Origin of the sequence: Pseudomonas sp. CFBP 8771 (genome assembly GCF_014841695.1) — a bacterium.
Lineage (GTDB): Bacteria > Pseudomonadota > Gammaproteobacteria > Pseudomonadales > Pseudomonadaceae > Aquipseudomonas > Aquipseudomonas baltica.
In genome coordinates this window covers 105,790-127,834 of the sequence record NZ_JACYUJ010000005.1, presented here as the reverse complement: position 1 = coordinate 127,834, position 22,045 = coordinate 105,790, and the positions used below count along the sequence as shown (strand labels likewise).

Annotated in this window: 19 protein-coding genes; 12 read left to right on the top strand and 7 right to left on the bottom strand. The window is 64.5% G+C overall.

Annotated elements, in window-relative coordinates; all coding sequences use genetic code 11:
* Positions 1-4 precede the first annotated feature (4 nt).
* The gene (gene hrpB, locus IFT80_RS12850) at positions 5-2,512 is read right to left on the bottom strand and encodes an ATP-dependent helicase HrpB (protein ID WP_192137671.1); all 2,508 of its coding nucleotides are present in this window, start codon (positions 2,510-2,512) and stop codon (positions 5-7) included.
* 166 nt (positions 2,513-2,678) lie between these two features.
* On the opposite strand from hrpB, the gene IFT80_RS12845 reads away from it, so the two are divergent.
* Together IFT80_RS12845 and IFT80_RS12840 are read left to right on the top strand one after the other, a co-directional pair.
* Complete coding sequence (locus tag IFT80_RS12845) at positions 2,679-3,098, top strand: polyribonucleotide nucleotidyltransferase (protein ID WP_192058461.1); 420 nt, start codon at positions 2,679-2,681, stop codon at positions 3,096-3,098.
* Positions 3,099-3,107: 9 nt separating this feature from the next.
* Positions 3,108-3,977 (top strand): cation diffusion facilitator family transporter, encoded by an 870-nt coding sequence (locus tag IFT80_RS12840; RefSeq protein WP_122475480.1) that lies wholly within the window; start codon positions 3,108-3,110, stop codon positions 3,975-3,977.
* 381 nt (positions 3,978-4,358) lie between these two features.
* Here the strand turns inward: IFT80_RS12840 and IFT80_RS12835 are convergent, their stop codons facing one another.
* A complete protein-coding gene (locus IFT80_RS12835) occupies positions 4,359-5,399 on the bottom strand; it encodes a DUF6515 family protein (protein WP_192137670.1) in 1,041 nt (346 codons plus the stop codon).
* 472 nt (positions 5,400-5,871) lie between these two features.
* On the opposite strand from IFT80_RS12835, the gene IFT80_RS12830 reads away from it, so the two are divergent.
* Entirely contained in the window at positions 5,872-6,348 is a 477-nt protein-coding gene (locus IFT80_RS12830; RefSeq protein ID WP_122475484.1) for an Lrp/AsnC family transcriptional regulator, read from the top strand.
* A gap of 125 nt (positions 6,349-6,473) precedes the next feature.
* Here IFT80_RS12830 and IFT80_RS12825 read toward each other — a convergent pair whose 3' ends face one another.
* The 3 genes from IFT80_RS12825 to IFT80_RS12815 all read right to left on the bottom strand — a co-directional run bounded on the left by IFT80_RS12825 (position 6,474) and on the right by IFT80_RS12815 (position 11,133).
* Positions 6,474-7,040, bottom strand: a complete 567-nt coding sequence (locus tag IFT80_RS12825; protein WP_163007396.1) for a pseudouridine synthase — start codon at positions 7,038-7,040, stop codon at positions 6,474-6,476.
* Positions 7,041-7,158: 118 nt separating this feature from the next.
* Entirely contained in the window at positions 7,159-8,628 is a 1,470-nt protein-coding gene (amn, locus tag IFT80_RS12820) for an AMP nucleosidase (RefSeq protein ID WP_122715037.1), read from the bottom strand.
* An 81-nt stretch (positions 8,629-8,709) separates the two neighbouring features.
* Positions 8,710-11,133, bottom strand: a complete 2,424-nt coding sequence (locus IFT80_RS12815; protein ID WP_192137669.1) for a hybrid sensor histidine kinase/response regulator — start codon at positions 11,131-11,133, stop codon at positions 8,710-8,712.
* Positions 11,134-11,286: 153 nt separating this feature from the next.
* Between IFT80_RS12815 and IFT80_RS12810 the strand changes: the two genes are divergently transcribed.
* From IFT80_RS12810 to IFT80_RS12795, 4 genes are all read left to right on the top strand, one after another.
* The gene (locus tag IFT80_RS12810; RefSeq protein WP_122475492.1) at positions 11,287-12,084 is read left to right on the top strand and encodes a hydroxymethylpyrimidine/phosphomethylpyrimidine kinase; all 798 of its coding nucleotides are present in this window, start codon (positions 11,287-11,289) and stop codon (positions 12,082-12,084) included.
* 34 nt (positions 12,085-12,118) lie between these two features.
* Positions 12,119-12,745 carry a thiamine phosphate synthase gene (gene thiE / locus IFT80_RS12805; protein WP_122475493.1) on the top strand — a complete coding sequence of 209 codons (627 nt, stop codon included), beginning with the start codon at positions 12,119-12,121 and terminating at the stop codon, positions 12,743-12,745.
* A gap of 17 nt (positions 12,746-12,762) precedes the next feature.
* On the top strand, positions 12,763-14,046 hold the full coding sequence (hemL, locus tag IFT80_RS12800; RefSeq protein ID WP_192102695.1) for a glutamate-1-semialdehyde 2,1-aminomutase: 1,284 nt from the start codon (positions 12,763-12,765) through the stop codon (positions 14,044-14,046).
* 362 nt (positions 14,047-14,408) lie between these two features.
* On the top strand, positions 14,409-14,960 hold the full coding sequence (locus IFT80_RS12795) for a tetratricopeptide repeat protein (RefSeq protein ID WP_192058454.1): 552 nt from the start codon (positions 14,409-14,411) through the stop codon (positions 14,958-14,960).
* Between the two features lie 24 nt (positions 14,961-14,984).
* On the opposite strand, the gene IFT80_RS12790 is transcribed toward IFT80_RS12795, so the two are convergent.
* A complete protein-coding gene (locus IFT80_RS12790) occupies positions 14,985-15,311 on the bottom strand; it encodes a DUF1820 family protein (protein WP_043192686.1) in 327 nt (108 codons plus the stop codon).
* A gap of 133 nt (positions 15,312-15,444) precedes the next feature.
* Between IFT80_RS12790 and miaB the strand changes: the two genes are divergently transcribed.
* From miaB to lnt, 5 genes are all read left to right on the top strand, one after another.
* Positions 15,445-16,773 carry a tRNA (N6-isopentenyl adenosine(37)-C2)-methylthiotransferase MiaB gene (gene miaB, locus IFT80_RS12785; RefSeq protein ID WP_122475500.1) on the top strand — a complete coding sequence of 443 codons (1,329 nt, stop codon included), beginning with the start codon at positions 15,445-15,447 and terminating at the stop codon, positions 16,771-16,773.
* Positions 16,774-17,303: 530 nt separating this feature from the next.
* On the top strand, positions 17,304-18,311 hold the full coding sequence (locus IFT80_RS12780; protein ID WP_122475502.1) for a PhoH family protein: 1,008 nt from the start codon (positions 17,304-17,306) through the stop codon (positions 18,309-18,311).
* Positions 18,304-18,804, top strand: coding sequence for an rRNA maturation RNase YbeY (gene ybeY, locus IFT80_RS12775; protein WP_185795146.1), 501 nt, complete (start codon positions 18,304-18,306; stop codon positions 18,802-18,804). Before IFT80_RS12780 ends, ybeY begins: the two co-directional genes overlap by 8 nt.
* 6 nt (positions 18,805-18,810) lie before the next feature.
* A complete protein-coding gene (locus IFT80_RS12770) occupies positions 18,811-19,650 on the top strand; it encodes an HlyC/CorC family transporter (RefSeq protein ID WP_122475507.1) in 840 nt (279 codons plus the stop codon).
* A 33-nt stretch (positions 19,651-19,683) separates the two neighbouring features.
* Positions 19,684-21,201, top strand: coding sequence for an apolipoprotein N-acyltransferase (lnt, locus tag IFT80_RS12765; RefSeq protein WP_192137668.1), 1,518 nt, complete (start codon positions 19,684-19,686; stop codon positions 21,199-21,201).
* A gap of 55 nt (positions 21,202-21,256) precedes the next feature.
* On the opposite strand, the gene IFT80_RS12760 is transcribed toward lnt, so the two are convergent.
* Complete coding sequence (locus IFT80_RS12760) at positions 21,257-22,021, bottom strand: YdcF family protein (protein WP_122475511.1); 765 nt, start codon at positions 22,019-22,021, stop codon at positions 21,257-21,259.
* Positions 22,022-22,045: the final 24 nt, after the last annotated feature.

Genomic DNA, 22,045 nt, shown 5'->3' with positions numbered 1-22,045 from the left:
GGTTTTACTTGCGGGGTTTGATGCGCGCCGTGGGTTCGGCCACCAGGGGGTTATCCGGCCAATAATGCTTTGGATACCGCCCCTTCAAATCCTTCTTCACTTCCTCGTAGGTGTTGGCCCAGAAACTGGCCAGGTCCTGGGTCACCTGCACCGGCCGCCGCGCCGGCGACAGCAGGTGCAGTTTCACCGCCTGCCGCCCACCGGCTATGCGCGGTGTTTCGGCCAGGCCGAACAGCTCCTGCAGGCGCACCGCGAGAATTGGCGGTTGCTCGCTGTAGTCCAGGCGTACCGAAGAGCCTGACGGCACGGCGATGTGGGTTGGCGCCAGCTCGTCGAGTTTCTGTGGCAGCGGCCAGGGCAAGCTGTTGCGCAGGATGGAGGACAGGTCGAGCTGGCCGAAGTGGCTGAGGCGTGTGACCTTGCCCAGGTAGGGCAGCAGCCAGTTTTCCAGCTGCTGCAACAACGCCGCGTCGCTGACGTCAGGCCAAGGGTTCTGGGTGTCCAGCGCGCGCAGCAGCGCGACCCGCGCCTGCCATTGGCGAAGCTCGGGGGTCCAGGGCAGCAGCTCCAGGCCCTTGCGGCGCACCAGTCCGAGCAGCGCGGTGGCGCGGGCGTCGGCGCCCAACCCTGGCAGCGGTTCGCGGCTGAGGATCAGTTCACCGACCTTGCGCTGGCGTTCGGCGCGCAACACACCTTCCCGTTCGTCCCATTCCAGGTGATCGACGCGGCTGACCTGTTCGGCCAGCACCGTATCGAACAACCCGGGATCGAACTCGGCAGCCAGGTAGATGCGTTCTTCGCGCTGTCCCTGGCGGCTGCCCAGATCGGCGATGACGATCCAGGCCTGTTTCATCAAGCCGTCCACCTCGCCGAACAAGGCAGCGCGGCCGTTGGCGAGGCGATACTCGGCGCCGCCTTCGCGACGCTGCTGCGCCACGCGATCCGGGTAGGCCAGGGCCAGCAGGCAGCCCAGCCAGCGCGGGTGCGCAGGGTTCTCGACCGGCGTCGCCGGCCTGCCACGCAGGTAGCCGCGGTACTGCCGGGACAACTGCCGTATGCGTTGCACGGCGCCGTGGCTCTGGCGCTGGGCCTTCTGCTCGCCGGACAGCAACACAATGCGGCTGTGCAGGTCGGCACCGGCACCGCGCAAAATGTCGCGTTCACCTAACAATGCTGCGACATCGCAGGCCATGTCGCCGAGGCCCAAAGCGTGGCCGCGCAACAGCAGATGCGCGATGCGCGGGTGCGCCGGCAGCTGCGCCATGGCTTGGCCATGGGGGCTGAGACGGCCGTCGGGCAGGCGCGCGCCGAGGCGCAGCAACAGGTCCTGCGCCTGCGCATACGCCGCGCCGGGCGGCTGGTCCAGCCAGGTCAATTGAGCCGGCTCGACACCCCAGCGTGACAATTGCAGGGCCAGGCCGGCAAGGTCGGCCTGGAGGATTTCCGGGCTGCCGTAGGCCGCCAACTGGGCGTGCTGGTCTTCGGACCACAACCGATAACACACGCCCGGCTCCAGGCGCCCTGCTCGTCCGGCCCGCTGGGTGGCACTGGCGCGGGAGATGCGCTGGGTATCCAGGCGGGTCATGCCGCTGCCGGGGTCGAAACGCGGCACCCTCGCCAGGCCGGCGTCGATGACTACGCGCACGCCATCGATGGTCAGGCTGGTTTCGGCAATGTTGGTCGCCAGCACGACCTTGCGCTTGCCGGCGGGCGCAGGCTCGATGGCGGCGCGCTGGGCATTGAGATCAAGCTCGCCATGCAGCGGGCACAGCAGCACATTTACATCGCCAGCCAGGGCTTCGGCCAACTGCTGATGCACGCGGCGGATCTCGGCCTGCCCCGGCAGGAACACCAGCAGGCTGCCAGCCTGTTCATCGAGGGCATCGAGGCAGGTCTGCACCACTCGTGGCTCGATGAACTCACCCGGCTGCCACGGCCGCCCCCAGCGCACATCCACCGGGTACATGCGGCCCTCGCTGCGCAACACCAGGGCATCGTCGAGCAATGCCGACAGGCGCTCGCCTTCCAGGGTGGCGGACATCAGCAGGATCTTCAGCGGCGGCTCGTCGCGCAGCAGCTCCCGGCCATTGAGGCTCAAGGCCAGCGCGAGGTCGGCATCCAGACTGCGTTCGTGGTACTCGTCGAAGATCACCAGCCCCACCCCGTCCAGGGCCGGATCATCCTGCAGGCGCCGGGTAAGAATACCCTCGGTCACGACCTCGATACGGGTGTTCGGACCTACCTTGCTGTCCAGCCGAATGCGGTAGCCGACCGTCTCGCCGACCTGTTCGCCCAACTCACTGGCCAGCCGCTCCGCCGCCGCCCGCGCGGCCAGGCGCCGCGGTTCGAGCATGAGAATGGTCTGCCCGGCCAGCCAAGGCTCGTGCAGCAGCGCCAAAGGCACGCGAGTGGTCTTGCCCGCGCCGGGCGGGGCTTCGAGCACCGCTTCATGGCGCTCGGCCAGGGCTTGGCGCAGGGCAGGCAGGACGGCGTCGATGGGTAGCGAGATCATGAAGGCTCCAGGTCGGGAGCGAAGTATAACGCCGCTCCGAGGTGCGGGCGCCGAGCACGTATGGATAGCACGCCAAGGTCAGCGAACTGACCCTCAGGTAGCAAGGTCCATCTACTCGGCTTGACCATTTGCTTGTATCGTTGCGGCCTATTTTGCGGAGATTGCCATGCGTATTCCTTCACGTTTGATCGGCGGCGCCGTTGTCGCTGCCCTGGTGACCCAACTGACCGCCTGCGGCACCCTGTTCTGGCCGGATCGGCGCGGGCAGATCGAAGGGCGTATCGACCCTGTGGTGGCCGCGCTGGACGCCATCGGCATCCTCTTCTATGTGCTGCCTGGGCTGATTGCCTTCGGTGTGGACTTCGCCACCGGCGCGATCTACCTCAACGACGGCAAGACCGCGCAGGTAGCGCCGGAAAAGCTGCAGCATGCGATTGATCGCGACGGCAAGGTCGATAACCTGAAGCTGCAGGCCATCCTGGAAACCGAGCTGGGCCGCAGTTTGCCGCTCGACGATCCGCGCCTGATCCAGCACACCGGCAGCGTCGAACAGCTGGCCATGTATGGCTTGAAGCCGGTCATCTAGGGATTTGTAATGGCAACCAGCAAGGAACACGCACGCCTGCTCCGACTGGCGACAAGGGCGTCACTGGCGGTCGCCAGCATTCTCATCGTGGCCAAGGCCGTTGCCTGGTGGCTCAGTGGTTCGGTGAGTCTGCTGGCGGGGCTCACCGATTCGGTGCTGGATGGCGCGGCGTCGTTTCTCAACCTGCTGGCGGTGCACTATGCGCTGCGTCCGGCCGATGACGATCATCGGTATGGACACGGCAAGGCCGAGGCTCTGGCGGGGATGGCCCAGGCGTTGTTCATCGGTTCTAGCGCGGTGTTGATCGGGTACCAGGCATGGAAACAGCTGCAGGACCCGCAGCCGCTGGGCGCGGCCGGGGTGGGCATCGCGGTGATGATTCTTTCGCTGGCGCTGACCGTGGCGCTGCTGGCCCTGCAATACAAGGTCGTTCGCGAAACCGGTTCGACCGCCGTGCGGGCGGACTCGCTGCACTACCGTTCCGACTTGCTGCTCAATGGCAGCATTTTAGTAGCGCTGGTCCTGGCCAGCTACGGTTGGCCGCAGCTGGATGCTTTCTTTGGCCTGGGCATTGCGCTGTACATCTTGTGGAGCGCGGTGCAGATCGCTCGCGAAAGCACGGCGATTCTGATGGACAAGGAGTTGCCAGTGGATGTCAGTGAACAGATGCTGGCGCTGGCGTGCGATGTGCCGGGCGTGCTTGGCGCCCATGACCTGCGCACGCGCATGTCGGGCAATCATTGGTTCGTGCAGTTGCATCTCGAGTTGCCGGGGCAGCTGTCGCTGGCCGAGGCCCATGGCATCTGCGAGAGCGTGGAAGTTGCCATTGAAAGCCGGTATCCACGTGCCGAAGTGCTGGTTCACGCAGACCCCATTTGAGAGAAGCGCGGTCAGCCTGCAAAACCGCAGTGTCCCCGGACGCGGCTCGCGCCGCTGCTACAGGGGATCTCGGCACCACGTAAACGCATGCCCGTGCCGACAAAACGCGATGCCTGTAGCAGCGGCGCAAGCCGCGTCGGCAGCGAATGCAGTGTCTCAGGCAAAACGCGATACCTGTAGCAGCGGCGCAAGCCGCGTCGGCGGCCGATGCGGTATGTCAGCCAAAACGCAGTCCCCGTAGCAGCGGCGCAAGCCGCGTCGGCGGCCGATGCGGTATGTCAGCCAAAACGCAGTCCCCGTAGCAGCGGCGCGAGCCGCGTCGGCGGTGGATGCGATGTGTCAGCCAGAACGCGGTGCCCCATTGCAGCGCTGCAAGGCCGATCAATTCACCGTGTACCCACGTGACGCGAAGCAATTGGCCAGGCTCTGCCGGTACACGCTGACCACTTCCGGCGACGGCGCATAGGTAGCACTGGCTGGGTCGAAGCGGCTCTGTTCGACAGCCCAGCGCTTGCACTCGTATTGATCCTGAGCGATCTGCTGCGGACTCTGGCCCTGGGCCGGATAGGCTGCGACGTCATAGTTGGTCAAGGTCGGCGCTGGTTGCGGGGTGCTGGCATTCACTGGGGGATTAACCACCACGTATTCCTGGGTATTGTCGGCCCATTGATAGTAGGTACCGGCCGCGACGAAGAACACCGAACTACCGATCCACATGCGCTGGGCGTAGTCGGGCAAGACGCGCACCCGAACGCCGCGCGGCGGCTCGATCACCACGTATTGCGGACCCTGCGGCCGATACCAGTACCCACCGGAGTAGTAATAATCCTGCCCCCGATACGGCACGCGATAATTCTGGCCGGGGAAGCGATCAATCACCTGCCCCGGACGGTACTGCGGGCCGGGGCCCCAGCCGCCACCGTGCTCGCCGGGCCAGCGGTCTCGACCGCCCTCCCAGCGCCGATCGTTGTCGCGACGCAGGTCCGGATAACTGCCGCGCAGCGGCGCCTGGGTCTGGCGCACCGCGTCAGGCTTGCCGATGATCGGCGGTCGATTGTTCTGCTGGCCGCCCTCGGGCCGACCCTGTTCCGGCCGATCGCCCTGCCAGTGGTTCTGGTTCTGGTTTTGATTCTGCCACTGGTTCTGGCTGCCGCCACCGGGTCGTCCCTGCCACTGGCCCTGATTGCCCTGATTGCCTTGCGGCGATCGCCCCTGCCACTGACCCTGATTGCCACCCGGCGGCGGACGGTACTGCCCACCGCCTTGCGGCTGCCCAGGCCCGGCATTGCCCCCTCCCTGCCCACGCTGGCCACCATTGGAACTGCCGCGCAATTGGTCTTGCGGGCCTTCCGCATACGCAGGCGCGCCCACAGCCAGGCAGAGCACAGCGACACCGGCCATACGCCATAGGGGCAAGTTCATGCTGTTCCTCGTAGAAAAAGGGGGTGACCCAGTATCAGACTGACAAACCCGAACGCGGTTCTGTGAAGATCCCGTCAGGTGCCTGCAAAGGATATCGGCACGTACCGCGCGTTCATGACCGCACTCCAGGCACCGGTCACACACATTTCGCAGACGAAAAAAGAGGAGACCCGCAGGCCTCCTCTCGCGAAACTGTGTCCTTGCTCGACGCTTGTGACGTCGGCTCACCTCACGCTGCCTTCTGGGCCGCATGCAGCCCGGGGGCCAGCGCGACCCCGGTGGGGGCGGTGGCCGCAATTCGCTTGATTCAGCGCATCGCAGTGGACATGTGTCCGGGCAGTGATTCTGTGGATAACAATAGCGCCACGGGCGCAGCAGCCGATTGCGAACATTGCTGATTTACACAGCACTTGCGCAATTTTTGCCTTCGGATAGATAATTTGCCGCAACGCAAAACACGAAGGCAGATTTGATGAGCAAGCTTGATCGCTATGACCTGAGCATTCTGGCGGAACTGCAGCGTGACGCGCGCATTTCCAACCAGGAACTGGCCGAACGCATCGGTCTCTCGCCGTCGCCCTGCTCACGGCGCGTCAAGCAGCTCGAAGACGACGGCTACATTTCCCGTCAGGTCGCCCTGCTGGACCGCAAGAAGCTGGGGTTGAGCCTGACCGCCTACGTGCTGATCGGCATGGACCGGCACACGCCGGAACGCTTCGAAACCTTCGAAGCGGCGATTCGCGGACTGCCTCAGGTCCTCGAATGCAGCCTGGTGACCGGGATGGATGCCGACTATCAGCTCAAGGTGGTGGTGCCGGACATGGACCACTACCAGAAGCTGCTGCTGGGCCACCTGACGCGGATCGAGGGCGTCACCAGCGTGCGTTCCAGCTTCGTTCTCAACCAGGTCATGGCCAGCACTGAACTGCCGTTGACCCATCTACGCTGAGCTTCAGGCCTGAGCCAGACTTGAAGCCCCTTCGCGGGTAGAACCCGCTCCCACAGGGGTGCAGGCCGGCTACAGCCCTGAAACACCTTCGCGGGTAGAACCCTTCTCACAGAGGGACAGGCTGGCTAAAGACTGGCCGGCACCTCGCGCCACTCGCCCTGCCCCAGGCCCTCGAGGCTCCAGTCGCCGATGCGCACCCGCACCAGGCGCAGGGTCGGCAGGCCCACCGCCGCCGTCATGCGCCGCACCTGACGGTTGCGCCCCTCCTTGATCACCAGCTCCAGCCAATGCGTCGGCACGCTCTTGCGAAAGCGCACCGGCGGATCGCGCGGCCACAGGTCCGGCTCGTCCAGCAGCCGCGCTTGCGCCGGCAGCGTCATGCCATCGTTGAGCTCGACCCCGGTGCGCAGACGCTGCAACTGGTCTTCGTCGGGTACGCCTTCCACCTGCACCCAATAGGTCTTGGCCAGCTTGTGCTTCGGGTCGGCAATGCGCGCCTGCAACTGGCCGTCGTTGGTCAGCAACAGCAGCCCCTCGCTGTCACGGTCCAGGCGACCGGCCGGATAGACCCCGGCAATGTCGATGAAATCCTTCAGCGTCGCCCGCCCTTCACCGTCGCTGAACTGGGTCAGCACATCGAACGGTTTGTTGAACAGCAGCAGCCGCGGCTGGGCCGGCGGGGCTTTGGCCACACGGCGGCCGCTGGCGGGTGGACGTTTGTTGGAGCGAGGAGGAAGAGGCATGACGAAGCGGCTTTCGGGCTGGCAAGGGCGCTCATGCTAGAGGCCCTTGCCAGCCACGGCAAACCTGTCAACGGAACGGCGGCTCGTCGAAGCTGCGCAGCTTGCGCGAGTGCAGCGAGTTGAGCTGGTTGCGCAGCAGGTTCAAGGCCGTGATGCCGATGTTGAGATGCTGGCTGACCGCGCGGTTGTAGAACGCGTTGGCCGAGCCCGGCAATTTGATCTCACTGTGCAAAGGCTTGTCCGACACGCACAGCAGAGTGCCGTACGGCACCCGCAGGCGGTAACCCTGGGCGGCAATGGTGCCGCTTTCCATGTCCACCGCCACGGCGCGCGACAGATTGATCAGCGGTCGCTCCTGGGCCCAGCGCAGCTCCCAGTTGCGGTCATCGTAGGTCAGCACGGTGCCGGTACGCAGGCGCTTCTTCAAGTCGTCGCCACGCTCGCCGGTGACCTGTGCCGCCGCTTCCTGCAACGCCAGCTGCACTTCGGCCAGGGCCGGAATGGGAATGTTCGGTGGCAGGACCCGATCGAGAATACCGTCCTGGCGCATGTAGGCGTGGGCCAGCACATAGTCGCCGATGGTCTGCGACTGTCGCAGGCCACCGCAGTGGCCGATCATCAGCCAGCAATGCGGGCGCAGCACGGCCAGGTGGTCGGTGATGTTCTTGGCGTTCGAAGGGCCGACGCCGATGTTCACCAGGGTCACGCCGTCGCCGTCCTCGGCAATCAGGTGATACGCCGGCATCTGATAGCGGTGCCACACCACGCTGGCAACCAGCGCCTGGGCCTCGCCGTTGTCCATGCTCTTTTCGATGATCACATTGCCGGGCATCACCAGGCGCACGAAGCGCGGGTCGTTGCGCAGTTGTTCCAGGCCGTGGGTGACGAACTGGTCGACGTAGCGATGGTAGTTGGTCAGCAGGATCCACGGCTGCACGTGCTTCCAGTCGCTGCCGGTGTAGTGGATCAGGCGACGCAGGGAGAAATCCACCCGCGCGGCGTCGAACAGCGCCAACGGCAGCGGATCGGCAGTGGCCCAGTCGTACAGGCCGTCGGCGATGCCGTCGGTGGCGGCAGACAGGTCGGTGCTGGGGAACACCCGCGCCAGAGCGGCCGCGGTCACACCGCTGCCGGCCAGCTCGTCGCCCTGGTCGACGACATAGGGATAAGGGATGTTCTGCTCGCTGACGCCGACTTCGATGGTAACCGCGAAGTCGCGCATCAGCGGCCGCAATTGGTCCAGCAGATAACCGCGGAAGGCGGCCGGCTGGGTCACGGTCACCGAGTACACGCCAGGCAGGTTGACCTTGGCGTAGGCTCGGGTGATGGCAGGCAGTTCGCCGCCGTAGGCGTAGGTCAGGCGCAGTTCAGGGTAGCGAAACAGATCGCGCTCGGCCGCATCCGGCTCGCTGCGATCCTTGAGGTAGCGCTTGAGCGCCTGGCTCAAGGCGCGAGTGGCCCGTTCGTGCAGTTCTGCCAACCGATCCACGGCTTGTTCGGCAGTTTCCACAACTACGAAGTCTGGAGCATTACTCATGGGGCATGTCCTGGCTGATCTGGCAGGCTTGCATCTTGCCTGCAATGCCGACGAAAGGCACCCCCGGTGCGACGGCCTTGGTTACGCCGGGGCAGCGCCGGGGGGCGCATCTGCAATCGGTGGCGACACAGGCTTGGGATGGCTGAGGATGCAGCCGTGCAAAACCGCCTGAAGCTCTTCGAAGCGCACCGGGCGCGCCAGGCAGATCGATACCCCGGCAGCCAGGGACGCCTCGCGCCGGGCCTGGCCGGGTTCGGTGATCGCCAGCACCGGCAATCGCTCGCACCCCGGCACGCTGCGCAGTTCGCGGGTGGTGTGCAGAGCGCTCTCTGCGGGCGGGCTGTGCTCGATGAGCACGGCATCGAAACGCTCGCGAGCCAGCAGGGCCAGCGCACCGGCGCCGTCCTCGGCGGTGCGCACGCGGTAGCCGAGCTTGAGCAGCATGGCCCGCACCACCAACTGGTCGACGCTGTTGGCGTCCACCAGCAATACGGTGCATTCATGGGCGGCGCGCTGCGCGCCAAGGGCACCGGCGCAGGTGCTCAAGGCACGGCCCGGATGCGCTTCGACAACCCCCAGGCGCACGCTCAGTTCGAAACAGCTGCCGCGTCCGGGCTCGGACTGATGATGAAGCTGCCCGCCTACCAGTTCGGCCAGCTGCCGACAGATCGCCAGGCCTATACCCAATCCGCCGTACTCGCGGGTCACCGAGCCGTCGAGCTGGTAGAAGCGTTGGTAGAGGGTCTCTTCGTCGCGATGGCTGAAACCGATGCCGCTGTCGCTGACCGTGAAGGTTATCTGCAGGTGATCACTTGCTGGCTCGCCGCCACCGACGCGCACATTGACACTGCCTTCGCGGGTGAACTTGATGCCGTTGTCGATCAGGCAGCCCAGGCACAGGGCAAGCTTCTGCGAATCGCCCTGCAGGCGGTCGGGCAGACCGGCTACGCGCTCCACGGTGAACGCCAGCCCCTTGCTTTGGGCCTGGCGGCTGAATTGCATCTGCATGCTGTCGAGCAAGGCCTGCAGGCTGAACGGTTCGTTGCGCGGATAGAGCCGCCCGGCCTGCAGCTCGGTGAGGATCAGGATGTCGTCGACCATGCGCATCATGTGCCGCGCCGAACCTGCCGCGGTGTGCTGGTACTGCGCCAGCTCCGGCCCCATGGGCACGGTCTGCATCAGTTCCAGGGAGCCGATCACGCCATTCATCGGGGTGCGCAGCTCATGGGTGACGGTGGCGAGAAATTCGTCCTTGAGCCGGTTGCTGGCCGCCAGTTCCTGGTTCGCCTGCTCAAGCTTCAGCCCGGCTTCCTTCAAGGTCTGCGCCTGCTGGTCGCGCAGCACATTGATCCGGTCGGCCAGGGCCAGCGACAGCAGGCCGACCTCCAGCGCCGAACCGATCTGGCTGGCGTACATGGTGATGAACACATTGGGCAGATAGCCCAGCACCATCAGGGTATTGACGATGCCGCCCAGCAGGAACGCGCTCCAGGCAATGATGAAGTAACGCGCCAGCCGCATGCCACGCAGCCAGGCGAGGATGCCAGCGGAGAAGATCACCACGGTGAAACACAGCGCCAGCAACGTGGCCAGGCGCAATGCCAAGGCGTAGCTGGTCGACAGCGACAGCACCATGACCACGGCGCCGTAGACCATCAGGCCGAGCAGTAGTCGATCCATCCAGCGGCTGTGCCGCGCCGTCTGCAGGAAGCTGCGCGAGAACTGGCAACCGAAGAAGCCGGCCGCGCCAATGAAGAACGGCGTGGCCGCGTTGGCCCACCATGGGTTGTCGGGCCAGAAATACTCGACCCCGGCACCGTTCACTGACACCTGATACAGGCCGAACGACGCGATATAGACGATGTAGTACAGGTAGCTGCGATCACGCACGCTGAGGAAGATGAACAGGTTGTACACCAGCATGCCCAGCAGCACGCCGTAGATCAGCCCGAGCACGTACAGCCTTGAAGGTTGTGCCTCGAGGTACGCGTTGGCCGACCACAGGCTGACCGGCGCCTGCACCGAGCCCTGGCTGTGCAGGCGCAGATACACGGTCTTCGCTTCACCTGGCTGGAACGGCAGTTCGAACAAGTAGTTGTTCTGTTTGATCTGGCGGCTGGCATACGGCAAGGCATCGCCGGTTCGCTGCACCGAGTGGTACTGGCCGGCGGCATCGGGCAAGAACAGTTCCAGATGGTCCATGGGCGGATAGGCCAGCTCCAGCAACCAGCTGTGCGATGATCCGTCGGCGCGCGGTACATAGCGCAGATCGATGCGCAGCCAGTACACGGACTGCGAGTAACCGGCATTGAGCACGTCGCTGTGATGCTGACGAAAGGCAGGGGCCAGGTCGGTGGTGATCTGCTCGATGGTGGCGTCGCCCGACACATCTTCGTAGACCTGCATCGTGCGGCCCAGGGCGAGGCTGCGGGTGGTCTCGTCGAAGTCGACCGCACCTGCCAGCATGGGCAGCCAGGCCATTATCAAGATAAGCAAATAGCGCATGGTGCCTTCGGGATGTGTTGCAGCGTAGTGTCAATATGATACATACCCCCCCTGCAAAGCGCGAACGCCGGTCGCCAACGCAGACCGTCAGACACGCGCACCGCCGCTTGCGGCCCTGCTACAACGGCGTGCGCCGTGATAAGCTCGCGCACCATGAATATCTATAGTTCCCGCCCCGTTGTCCTCTGTCTCTCCGGCCACGACCCCAGTGGCGGCGCCGGCCTGCAGGCAGATATCGAAGCCTTGCTCGCGCAGGGCTGCCACGCCGCGCCGACGATCACGGCGCTGACCGTGCAGAACACGGTCAATGTCAGCGATTTCCGCGTGCTCGACCGCGAGTGGATCCTGGCCCAGGCCAATGCCGTGCTCAGCGACTCGCCGGTGGCGGCGGTCAAGCTGGGCATGCTCGGTTCGGTAGACATGGTCGCAACCGTGGTCGAGCTGTTGTCCGCCCACCCCCATCTGCCGATGGTCTGTGACCCGGTATTGCGTGCCGGTGGTGGCGGCAGCCTGGGCAAGGACGAGGTCGGCTACGCGATGCGCGAACAGCTGCTGCCGCTGGCGACCATCGCGACGCCGAACCTGCCCGAAGCGCGAATTCTCGCCGACCTGCCCGACGGCAGCGCCGATGAATGCGCACACAAGCTGCTGCCGTTCTGCAAGCACCTGTTGATCACCGGCGGCCATGGCGACGAGCACGAAGTGCACAACCGCCTGTACAGCCGCGACGGCAGTCGTCGCACGTTCACCTGCCAGCGCCTGCCTGGCAGCTACCATGGCTCCGGCTGCACTCTGGCCAGCGCCCTGGCCGGCCGCCTGGCGTTGGGCGAAGGGCTGGAAAGCGCGGTGCAGTCGGCGCTCGACTACACCTGGCGCACCTTGCGCGACGCCGAGCAGTTGGGCCACGGGCAATTCGTGCCGCGCCGCCTGCCCCTGGATTTCTGCTCTTGAGCCGAACCCCCGCCCCCTGCCTCAGGACCGAGCGATGAACCTACGTGGCGTCTATGCCATCACCGACAGCCAGCTGTTGGCCGGCAAGTTCCTCAAGTACGTCGAGGCTGCACTGGACGGCGGCATTACCCTGCTGCAATACCGTGACAAGAGCAACGACGACGCCCGGCGCCTGCGCGAGGCCGAGAAATTGCGCCAGCTGTGCGAGCGCTACAAGGCGCACCTGATTATCAACGACGACGCCGAACTGGCCGCGCGGCTCAACGTCGGCGTGCACCTGGGGCAGACCGATGGCCCGCTGACGCCTGCACGCGCCTTGCTTGGACGCAGGGCGATCATCGGCAGCACGTGCCACAACCGTCTCGACCTGGCCCACCAGGCCGCCCGCGAAGGGGCCAGCTACGTGGCCTTCGGACGCTTCTTCGCCTCCCAGACCAAGCCCGACGCATCGCCTGCCAGCCTGGAACTGTTGGCGCAGGCGCGTGCCGAATTGAAATTGCCGATTGCCGTCATTGGCGGCATCACCCTGGACAACGCCGCCCCGCTGGTGGCCCAGGGTGCCAACCTGTTGGCCGTGGTGCATGCGCTGTTCGGCGCCGACACGGCCCAGGAAGTCACCCGTCGCGCCCGTGCGCTGAACGCGTTGTTCGAAACTGCCTGATGCAAGAGAGCTTATCTATGTCCCGTTCCGAAACCCTGTTCGCCAACGCCCAGAAGCACATCCCCGGTGGCGTCAACTCGCCCGTGCGCGCCTTCAAGAGCGTGGGCGGCACGCCGCTGTTCTTCAAGCATGCTGCTGGCGCCTATGTCACCGACGAAGACGACAAGCGCTACGTCGACTACGTGGGTTCATGGGGTCCGATGATTCTCGGCCACAGCCATCCGGACGTGCTCGATGCAGTGCGCAGGCAGCTTGAACATGGTCTGTCGTACGGCGCCCCCACCGAAATGGAAACGCAGATGGCAGACCTGGTCTGCGCGATCGTGCCGTCCATGGAAATGGTGCGCATGGTCAGCTCGGGGACCGAGGCAACCATGAGCGCCATTCGCCTGGCCCGTGGTTTCACCGGGCGCGACAGCATCATCAAGTTCGAGGGTTGCTACCACGGTCATTCCGACAGCCTGCTGGTCAAGGCCGGTTCCGGCGCCCTGACCCTTGGCGTGCCCAGCTCGCCTGGCGTGCCGGCGGCGTTCGCCAAACACACCCTGACCCTGCCGTTCAACGACATTGCCGCAGTAGAGCAGATGCTCGCCGAAGTCGCCGATGAAGTCGCGTGCATCATCGTCGAACCGGTGGCGGGCAACATGAACTGCGTACCGCCAGCGCCCGGTTTTCTGGAAGGCCTGCGTCGCCTGTGCGACCAGTACGGTGTGGTGCTGATCTTCGACGAAGTCATGACCGGTTTCCGCGTGGCCCTCGGTGGTGCCCAGGCCTACTATAGCGTGACGCCGGACCTGAGCACCTTCGGCAAGATCATCGGTGGTGGCATGCCCGTCGGTTGTTTCGGCGGCAAGCGCGAGATCATGTCGCACATTGCGCCGCTGGGTCCGGTCTATCAGGCCGGCACGTTGTCGGGCAACCCGCTGGCCATGGCCGCAGGCCTGACCACCCTGAAGCTGATCAGCCGCCCCGGTTTCCATGACGAGCTGAGCGACTACACCGCACGCCTGCTCGACGGCCTGCAGCAGCGTGCCGATGCCGCGGGCATCCCGTTCGTCACCACTCAGGCCGGGGGCATGTTCGGCCTGTACTTCAGCGGCGCCGATGACATCGTCACCTTCGAAGACGTCATGACCAGCGACGCCGATCGCTTCAAGCGCTTCTTCCACCTGATGCTCGACGGCGGCGTGTACCTGGCGCCAAGTGCATTCGAGGCAGGCTTCACGTCCATCGCCCACGGCGATGCCGAGCTGGCGATCACCCTGGATGCTGCCGAAAAAGCGTTCGCTGCGCTGAAATAACCACCTTCACTCCCGTAGGAGCGGTCAGCGGCCGCGAAAAGGACGCTGCGGTATGCCTGGCCGACCGCAGCGCATCGTTCGCGGCCACGGACCGCTCCTACGCAGAAGGTTGCATCTAAATCCGTAGGAGCGGTCAGCGGCCGCGAAGAAGGCAACACGGTGCGCCTGACACAGCGTGCTGGATTGTCTACGGCCACGGACCGCTGCCGCGGCTGGCACCCCGTGAAACAGTGCCATCTGGGCGATATCGCAGAAAAACGAGTAAAGACTTTGTAACAGCCCCCCCGCTTATTTCATAATGCAGCACCCGCCACGTTTCGACGTCGGGTCCGCCCGCATTTCGCAGAGGTAAGTCGATCCCCATGAACCGCACCGGCCGCGCCCTTGCATTGGGCTGCCTGTTGCTTCTTCAGCCGCTAATGGCTACCGCAGGCGGCAATTCGTTGTTGATTCCGGCGGTGGGTCGCTGCACCCTCAATACCTCTGCCCAGGCATTGCCCGCGGCGCTGACTGCGTGTCAGCAGGCTGCAAAGGACGGCGACGCCCAGGCGCAATTCGAACTCGGTCAGTTCTATTACGACGGTACTCGAACCGAACGCGACTTGAACCAGGCCCTCAGCTACTTCGAACTAGCCTCCCTGCAAGGCCATGCCGAGGCCCAGTATCACCTGGGCACCATGTTCTTCAAGGGCGAAGGCGTGGCGGCCAACAACATCCAGGCCTATATCGTGCTGAAGATGGCAGCGGTCAATGGCGCCGAGGATGCACTGGACGTCGCCGACGAGGTGTCCGGGCAGATGCGCCGCGAAGACCTCGAAGTGGCCACCCAGGTGCTGGGGCAGATTTTCCGCAAGTATCTGCTCGAATTGCAGACGGCCGATGACCGCCGCTCGCCTTTCGCCCCGCTGCCCTGAGCCTGGCAGCGGCCCGACTGATGACTACTTGTCGGGCATCGGCATCGGGAATGGCATGACATTGCCGGTCATGCGTGCCTCGCTGATCTTCGGCGTGCCCAGACGCTCGACCTCATCGATCCGCACGATCGAGTGCATGGGCACGAAGCTGCGCGTCACGCCTTCGAACTGAGCCTTGAGCTTTTCTTCGCTGGGGTCGACGACCACGGTGGTGCGCTCGCCAAAGACGAATTCCTCGACCTCCAGAAACCCCCACAGATCACTCTGGTAGATCTGCTTGGCGTACATCTCGAATACCTGGCCCTGGTTGAGGAAAATCACTTTGTAGATTGGAGCTTCGCGTTTGGTCATCGTCGGCAGATATAAGGTCGTGAGCTTGAAAGAGGGCGAAAACTATAGCATAGCCGCCCGACAGGCAATGCTAGGAACCACCGACCACGGGCACTATAATGCGCGGTTCTTTGAACCACTTGATGATCACCCCATGGCCAAGAAGCTTTATATCGAAACCCACGGTTGCCAGATGAACGAGTACGACAGCTCGCGCATGGTCGACCTGCTGGGTGAACATCAAGCCCTGGAAGTCACGGCACGCGCAGAAGACGCCGACGTGATCCTGCTCAATACCTGCTCGATCCGCGAGCGCGCCCAGGACCGCGTCTATTCGCAACTGGGCCGCTGGCGCGAACTGAAGCTGGCCAAGCCGGACATGGTCATTGCGGTCGGCGGCTGCGTGGCCAGCCAGGAAGGCGCAGCCATCCGCGATCGCGCGCCCTACGTCGACGTGGTGTTCGGCCCGCAGACCCTGCATCGCCTGCCCGAGATGATCGACGCGGCGCGCATCACCCGCTTGCCGCAGGTGGACATCTCCTTCCCCGAGATCGAGAAGTTCGACCACCTGCCCGAACCGCGCATCGACGGCCCGACCGCCTACGTCTCGGTGATGGAAGGCTGCAGCAAATACTGCACGTTCTGCGTGGTGCCCTACACCCGCGGCGAAGAAGTCAGCCGACCGTTCGACGATGTCCTGGCCGAGGTCATGCACCTGGCCGACAACGGCGTGCGCGAAGTCACCCTGCTGGGGCAGAACGTCAACGGCTACCGCGGCCAGACCGACGACGGTCGCCTGGCCGACCTGGCCGAGCTGATCCGGGTGGTGGCACAGATCGACGGGATCGAGCGCATCCGCTACACCACCTCGCACCCACTGGAGTTTTCCGACAGCCTGATCCTGGCCCATGCCGAAGTGCCGCAGTTGGTGAAGCACCTGCACCTGCCGGTGCAATCGGGCTCGGACCGCGTGCTGGCGGCCATGAAACGCGGCCACACGGTGCTGGAATACAAATCCAAGCTGCGCAAGCTCAAGGCGGCGGTACCGGACATCTGCATCAGCTCGGACTTCATCATCGGTTTCCCCGGCGAAACCGAGAAAGACTTCGAGCAGACCCTGAAACTGGTTACCGATGTGGGCATGGATTTCTCGTACTCCTTCATCTATAGCCAGCGGCCTGGTACGCCGGCGGCGGATCTGGCCGACGACACGCCCGAGACGGTGAAGAAACAGCGCCTGGATGCGCTGCAGCATCGGCTGAACCAGCAGGGCTTCGAGATCAGTCGTCAGATGGTGGGCACTACCCAGCGCATTCTGGTCACCGATTATTCGCGCAAGGATCCCGGCCAGTTGCAGGGGCGTACCGAGAACAACCGTATCGTCAACTTCACCTGCTCGGATGCACGGCTGATCGGCCAGTTCGTCGACATCCACATTGCCGAGGCCCGCCCCCACTCGCTGCGCGGCGAACTGCTGGCCTGACAGATCCACACCGCGGCGCGACGTTCGCGGCCGATGACCGCTCCTACAGGGTGACCGCGATCCTTGTAGGAGCGGTCAGTGGCCGCGAAAGCCGCACCGCGGTGTGTCAGGTTCAACGCACCGAACCCTTCGCGGCCGGTGACCGCTCCTACAGGGTGACCGCGATCCTTGTGGGAGCGGTCCGTGGCCGCGAAAGGGGCACCGCGGTATGTCAGGTTCACCGCGCCGAACCCTTCGCGGCCGATGACCGCTCCTACAGGGTGACCGCGATCCTTGTAGGAGCGGTCCGTGGCCGCGAAAGGGGCACCGCGGTATGTCAGGTTCACCGCGCCGAACCCTTCGCGGCCGATGACCGCTCCTACAGGGTGACCGCGATCCTTGTAGGAGCGGTCAGTGGCCGCGAAAGCCGCACCGCCGACAGCCAGCCAGGCGCTGGCCAAGGCCATTCGCCGCCCACCCCTTTCGCCCCGCCCCTGACAGGGGTTATCCTTGGACTCATTTCAATTGCCGTCGGGCGGCCGAATACGACCTTGAACGCACCTATCGAACCACATCGCTTCCTGCTCGAGCCTTTCGAGGCTCGCCGCTTCGCCAACCTGTGCGGGCAATTCGACGAGCATCTGCGCTTGATCGAACAGCGCCTGGAAATCGAAATCCGCAACCGTGGCAATCAGTTCGAACTGATCGGCGACGCCCGACACACGCGCTCAGCAGAAAACCTGCTGCGCCGCCTGTACCGGGAAACCAAGGCCACCGAGCTGTCCCCCGATACGGTCCACCTGTTCCTGCAGGAGTCGGCGGTCCAGGAACTCGACGATCCAGCGTCCGGAGAAGTCCCGGTCGCGCTGCGTACTCGCAAGGGCATGATCAAGCCGCGCGGCTTGAACCAGCAGCGCTACGTCAAGGAAATCCTGAGCAACGACATCAACTTCGGGATCGGCCCGGCAGGTACTGGCAAGACGTACCTGGCCGTGGCCGCCGCCGTCGATGCCCTCGAGCGCGAGCAGGTCCGACGCATTCTTCTGGTGCGCCCTGCCGTGGAAGCGGGCGAAAAGCTCGGCTTCCTGCCCGGTGACCTGGCGCAGAAGATCGACCCCTACCTGCGCCCGCTCTACGATGCGCTCTACGAAATGCTCGGCTTCGAACACGTCGCCAAGCTGATCGAGAAACAGGTCATCGAGATCGCACCGCTGGCCTACATGCGCGGACGCACCTTGAACAACAGCTTCATCATCCTCGATGAAAGCCAGAATACCACCGTGGAACAGATGAAAATGTTCCTGACCCGGATCGGTTTCGGCTCCACGGCGGTGATCACCGGTGACATCACCCAGGTCGACCTGCCCAAGGGCACCAAGTCGGGCCTGAGCCAGGTCATCGAAGTGCTCAAGGACGTACCGGGCATCAGCTTCACCCACTTCAAGCCCAAGGACGTCGTCCGTCACCCGCTGGTGCAGCGCATTGTCGAGGCCTACGAGCGCTTCGACGCCCAGCCCGCCACCGTCAACGAGGCCGGGGACAAACGCCGCGATGCTTGAGCTTGACCTGCAACGGGCCAGCACCGCGCCTGGCCCGAGCGACGCCGAGTTCCGCCGCTGGTGCGAGCTGGCGTTGCGCCAACGCAGCGCCGATTCGGAAATGACCATTCGCTTGGTCGATGAAACCGAAGGCCGCGAGCTGAATCTGACCTATCGTCACAAAGATTACGCAACCAACGTGCTTTCATTCCCTGCGGACGTGCCGGACGAGATGCTCGACATCCCGTTGCTGGGCGACCTGGTCATCTGTGTGCCGGTGGTGGAACGCGAAGCCGCCGAACAGGGCAAGGCCCTGGACGCCCACTGGGCGCATCTGGTGATGCACGGCTGCCTGCACCTGCTGGGCTACGACCACATCGACGACGATGAGGCCGAGGAAATGGAAGCACTGGAACGAGAGTTGCTTGCACAATTGGGTCATCCGGACCCCTATGCCGCCGACGAACACGTCGACGACACCCCCACCAAAGCAATTGGCAAGGATCACGAGTAAAGGGCTATGAGCGAAGATCGATCGAGCAACGGGCAGAAGTCATGGTTGGGTAAACTGACCCAGGCTTTTGCCCATGAGCCCAAGAACCGCCAGGAACTGCTGGAACTGCTGCGCGAAGCGCACCAGAACAAGCTCCTGGACAGCGAAGCATTGACCATCGTGGAAGGCGCCATCCAGGTCGCCGACCTGCAAGTGCGCGACATCATGGTGCCGCGCTCGCAGCTGATCAGCATCAAGTCCACCCAGACGCTGCAGGAATTCCTGCCCGCGGTCATCGACGCTGCGCACTCGCGCTACCCGGTGGTCGGCGAGAATCACGACGACGTGATCGGCGTGCTGCTGGCCAAGGACTTGCTGCCGCTGATCCTGCAGAACGACCACGCGAACTTCAATATCAAGGACCTGCTGCGTCCGGCCACCTTCGTGCCCGAGTCCAAGCGCCTGAACGTGCTGCTGCGCGAGTTCCGCGCCAACCACAATCACATGGCCATCGTCATCGACGAATACGGCGGTGTGGCGGGCCTGGTGACCATCGAGGACGTGCTGGAACAGATCGTCGGCGACATCGAGGACGAGCACGACGTCGAGGAAGACAGCTACATCAAGCCGCTGCCCAGCGGTGACTTCCTGATCAAGGCGCTGACGCCGATCGAGAACTTCAACGAGTTCTTCGAAAGCCAGTTCTCGGACGACGAATTCGACACCGTCGGCGGCCTGGTGATGAGTGCCTTCGGCCATCTGCCCAAGCGCAACGAGACGACCGAGATCGGTGCCTATCGCTTTCGCATCCTCAATGCCGACAGCCGCCGCATCCATTTGCTGCGCCTCACGCCAATCGCTCGCTGAGGCCTCTGCCCAGACTCCTCGTTAAGGAAAATAATGCGCTGGATCACCCGCCCCGGCTGGCCCGGTAACCTGCTGGCCATGGCGGCCGGCGGGTTGACCCCGCTGTTCCTGGCCCCATTCGATATCTGGCCGCTGGCCCTGCTTTCGCTGGCCCTGTTCTACCTCGGCCTGCGCGAGTTGAAACCACGCCAGGCGCTGGGCCGTGGCTGGTGCTACGGTTTCGGCCTGTTCGGCGCCGGCACCAGTTGGATCTACGTCAGCATCCACACCTACGGCGGTGCGTCGGTGGTGCTGGCGGCGCTGCTGATGCTCGGCTTCGTCGCCGCCGTGGCACTGTTCTTCGCCCTGCCCGCCTGGGCCTGGGCGCGTTGGTTCCGGCGCACCGATGCGCCGCTGGCCGACACGCTTGCCTTCGCTGCGCTGTGGCTGGGCCAGGAAGCGTTCCGCGGTTGGTTTCTGACCGGTTTTCCCTGGCTCTACAGTGGCTACAGCCAGCTGCACGGCCCGCTCGCCGGCCTTGCACCCATGGGCGGCATGTGGCTGGTGTCCTTTGCCCTGGCCCTGAGCGCAGCGCTGGTGTGCAACCTGTCGCGCCTTCGCGAGCGCAAGCCGTTGCTGGCCGCAGGTGTGATCCTGCTGCTGGCGCCCTGGCTGTTGGGCCTGGCATTCAAGGGGCACGGGTGGACGGCACCCGCGGGCGAGCCACTCACGGTGGCCGCAGTGCAGGGCAACATTGCCCAGAGCATCAAATGGAACCCCGAAGCGGTCGACCATCAACTGCAGCTGTACCGCGACAAGACGTTCGTCTCCAAGCCGGCGGATATCATCGTCTGGCCGGAAACGGCGGTGCCGGTGCTCATGGACTCGGCCCAGGGCTATCTGGCCGTGATGGGCCGGTTTGCCAGCGACCGTCATTCGGCGTTGATCACCGGCGTCCCCATTCGCCAGGTCGAGGACGGGCAGCGCCGGTTCTATAACGGCATCACCGTGGTGGGTGAAGGCGAAGGCCTGTATCGCAAGCAGAAGCTGGTACCCTTCGGTGAATACGTGCCCTTGCAGGATCTGCTGCGCGGCCTGATCGCGTTTTTCGACCTGCCCATGTCCGACTTCGCCCGCGGCCCGGCCGACCAGCCGTTGCTGCAGGCCAAGGGGTATCGGATCGCGCCGTTCATCTGCTACGAAGTGGTGTATCCGGAATTGGCGGCGAGTATGGCTGCGCGCAGCGACCTGCTGCTGACGATCAGCAACGACACCTGGTTCGGCACCTCGATAGGCCCGCTGCAACACCTGCAGATGGCGCAGATGCGCGCGCTGGAGGCCGGGCGCTGGATGATTCGCGCTACCAACAACGGGGTCACGGCGCTGATCGATCCGTTCGGCAACATCACCACTCAGGTGCCGCAGTTTGAAGAGGCGGTGCTGTATGGGGAGGTGACGCCCATGCAGGGCTTGACGCCTTATCTATTGCTGCGCTCGTGGCCGATGACAGTAGTGTGCGTATTGCTGCTGGGTTGGGCGTTGCTGCGTAGAAGGGCTGCTGGCAGGGTTTGATGGCGTTTGTGCTGGCCTCTTCGCGGGCAGAGGGCTCGCGAAGAGGCCCTCAAGATCACCGATAAAACATCTTGTACCCTACCAACCCCACCGCCTCATTGAGCAGCTGGCCGTTCTGCCAGATGGCTTTGCTCTCAGGCAGCCAGCCTCCCAGCGGCCTTGCATTGTCGGTGCCCAGGAACCCCACCGGTGCCGGCACCACCTCCAACCCGTTCTGCTCGAAGCTCCAGCGCGAGCGCTGCATGTGCCAGGCCTGGGTCACCACCACCACACGCTTGATGCCATGCTCGGCGAGCAGTTCGGCGCTGAACCGGGCGTTCTCCCAGGTCGTGCGGCTGCGCTCTTCCATCCAGCGCGCGGAAGTGCCGAAATCGTCGCGCAACGACTGCGCCATGATCCACGCTTCGCTGGGCGGCGAGCCGAAGTGCAAGCCGCCGGACGTCAGCACCGGCAACCCGGATGCCTTGGCCAGCCGCGCCGCATAGCGAACCCGCTCGAGCGCGACGCCGGTAGGCTGGTCGATGCCATCCCAGGCCGGGTCGCCGCGCTCGCGACCGGCGCCGAGAATGACGATGGCGTCGGCACGCTGCGCCAGGCTGCTCCACGCTTGCACAGGCAGTGCCGGCTGGTCTTCCAGCCAGCCAGCCGCACCCTGCACCACCACCGGCAGGCTCATCAACCACAGCCCGCCCAGCCCGACCACGAAACAGGCCCCGGCCAGGCGCGGCCAACGACGGCGCAGCCACCAGCCCGCCAACAATAGGACGAGAAAGATACCGGGGGGCAATAACAGCTGTTTGAGCACAAAGCGGGAAAACATCGGGCATCTCCAGAAGATGCCCGA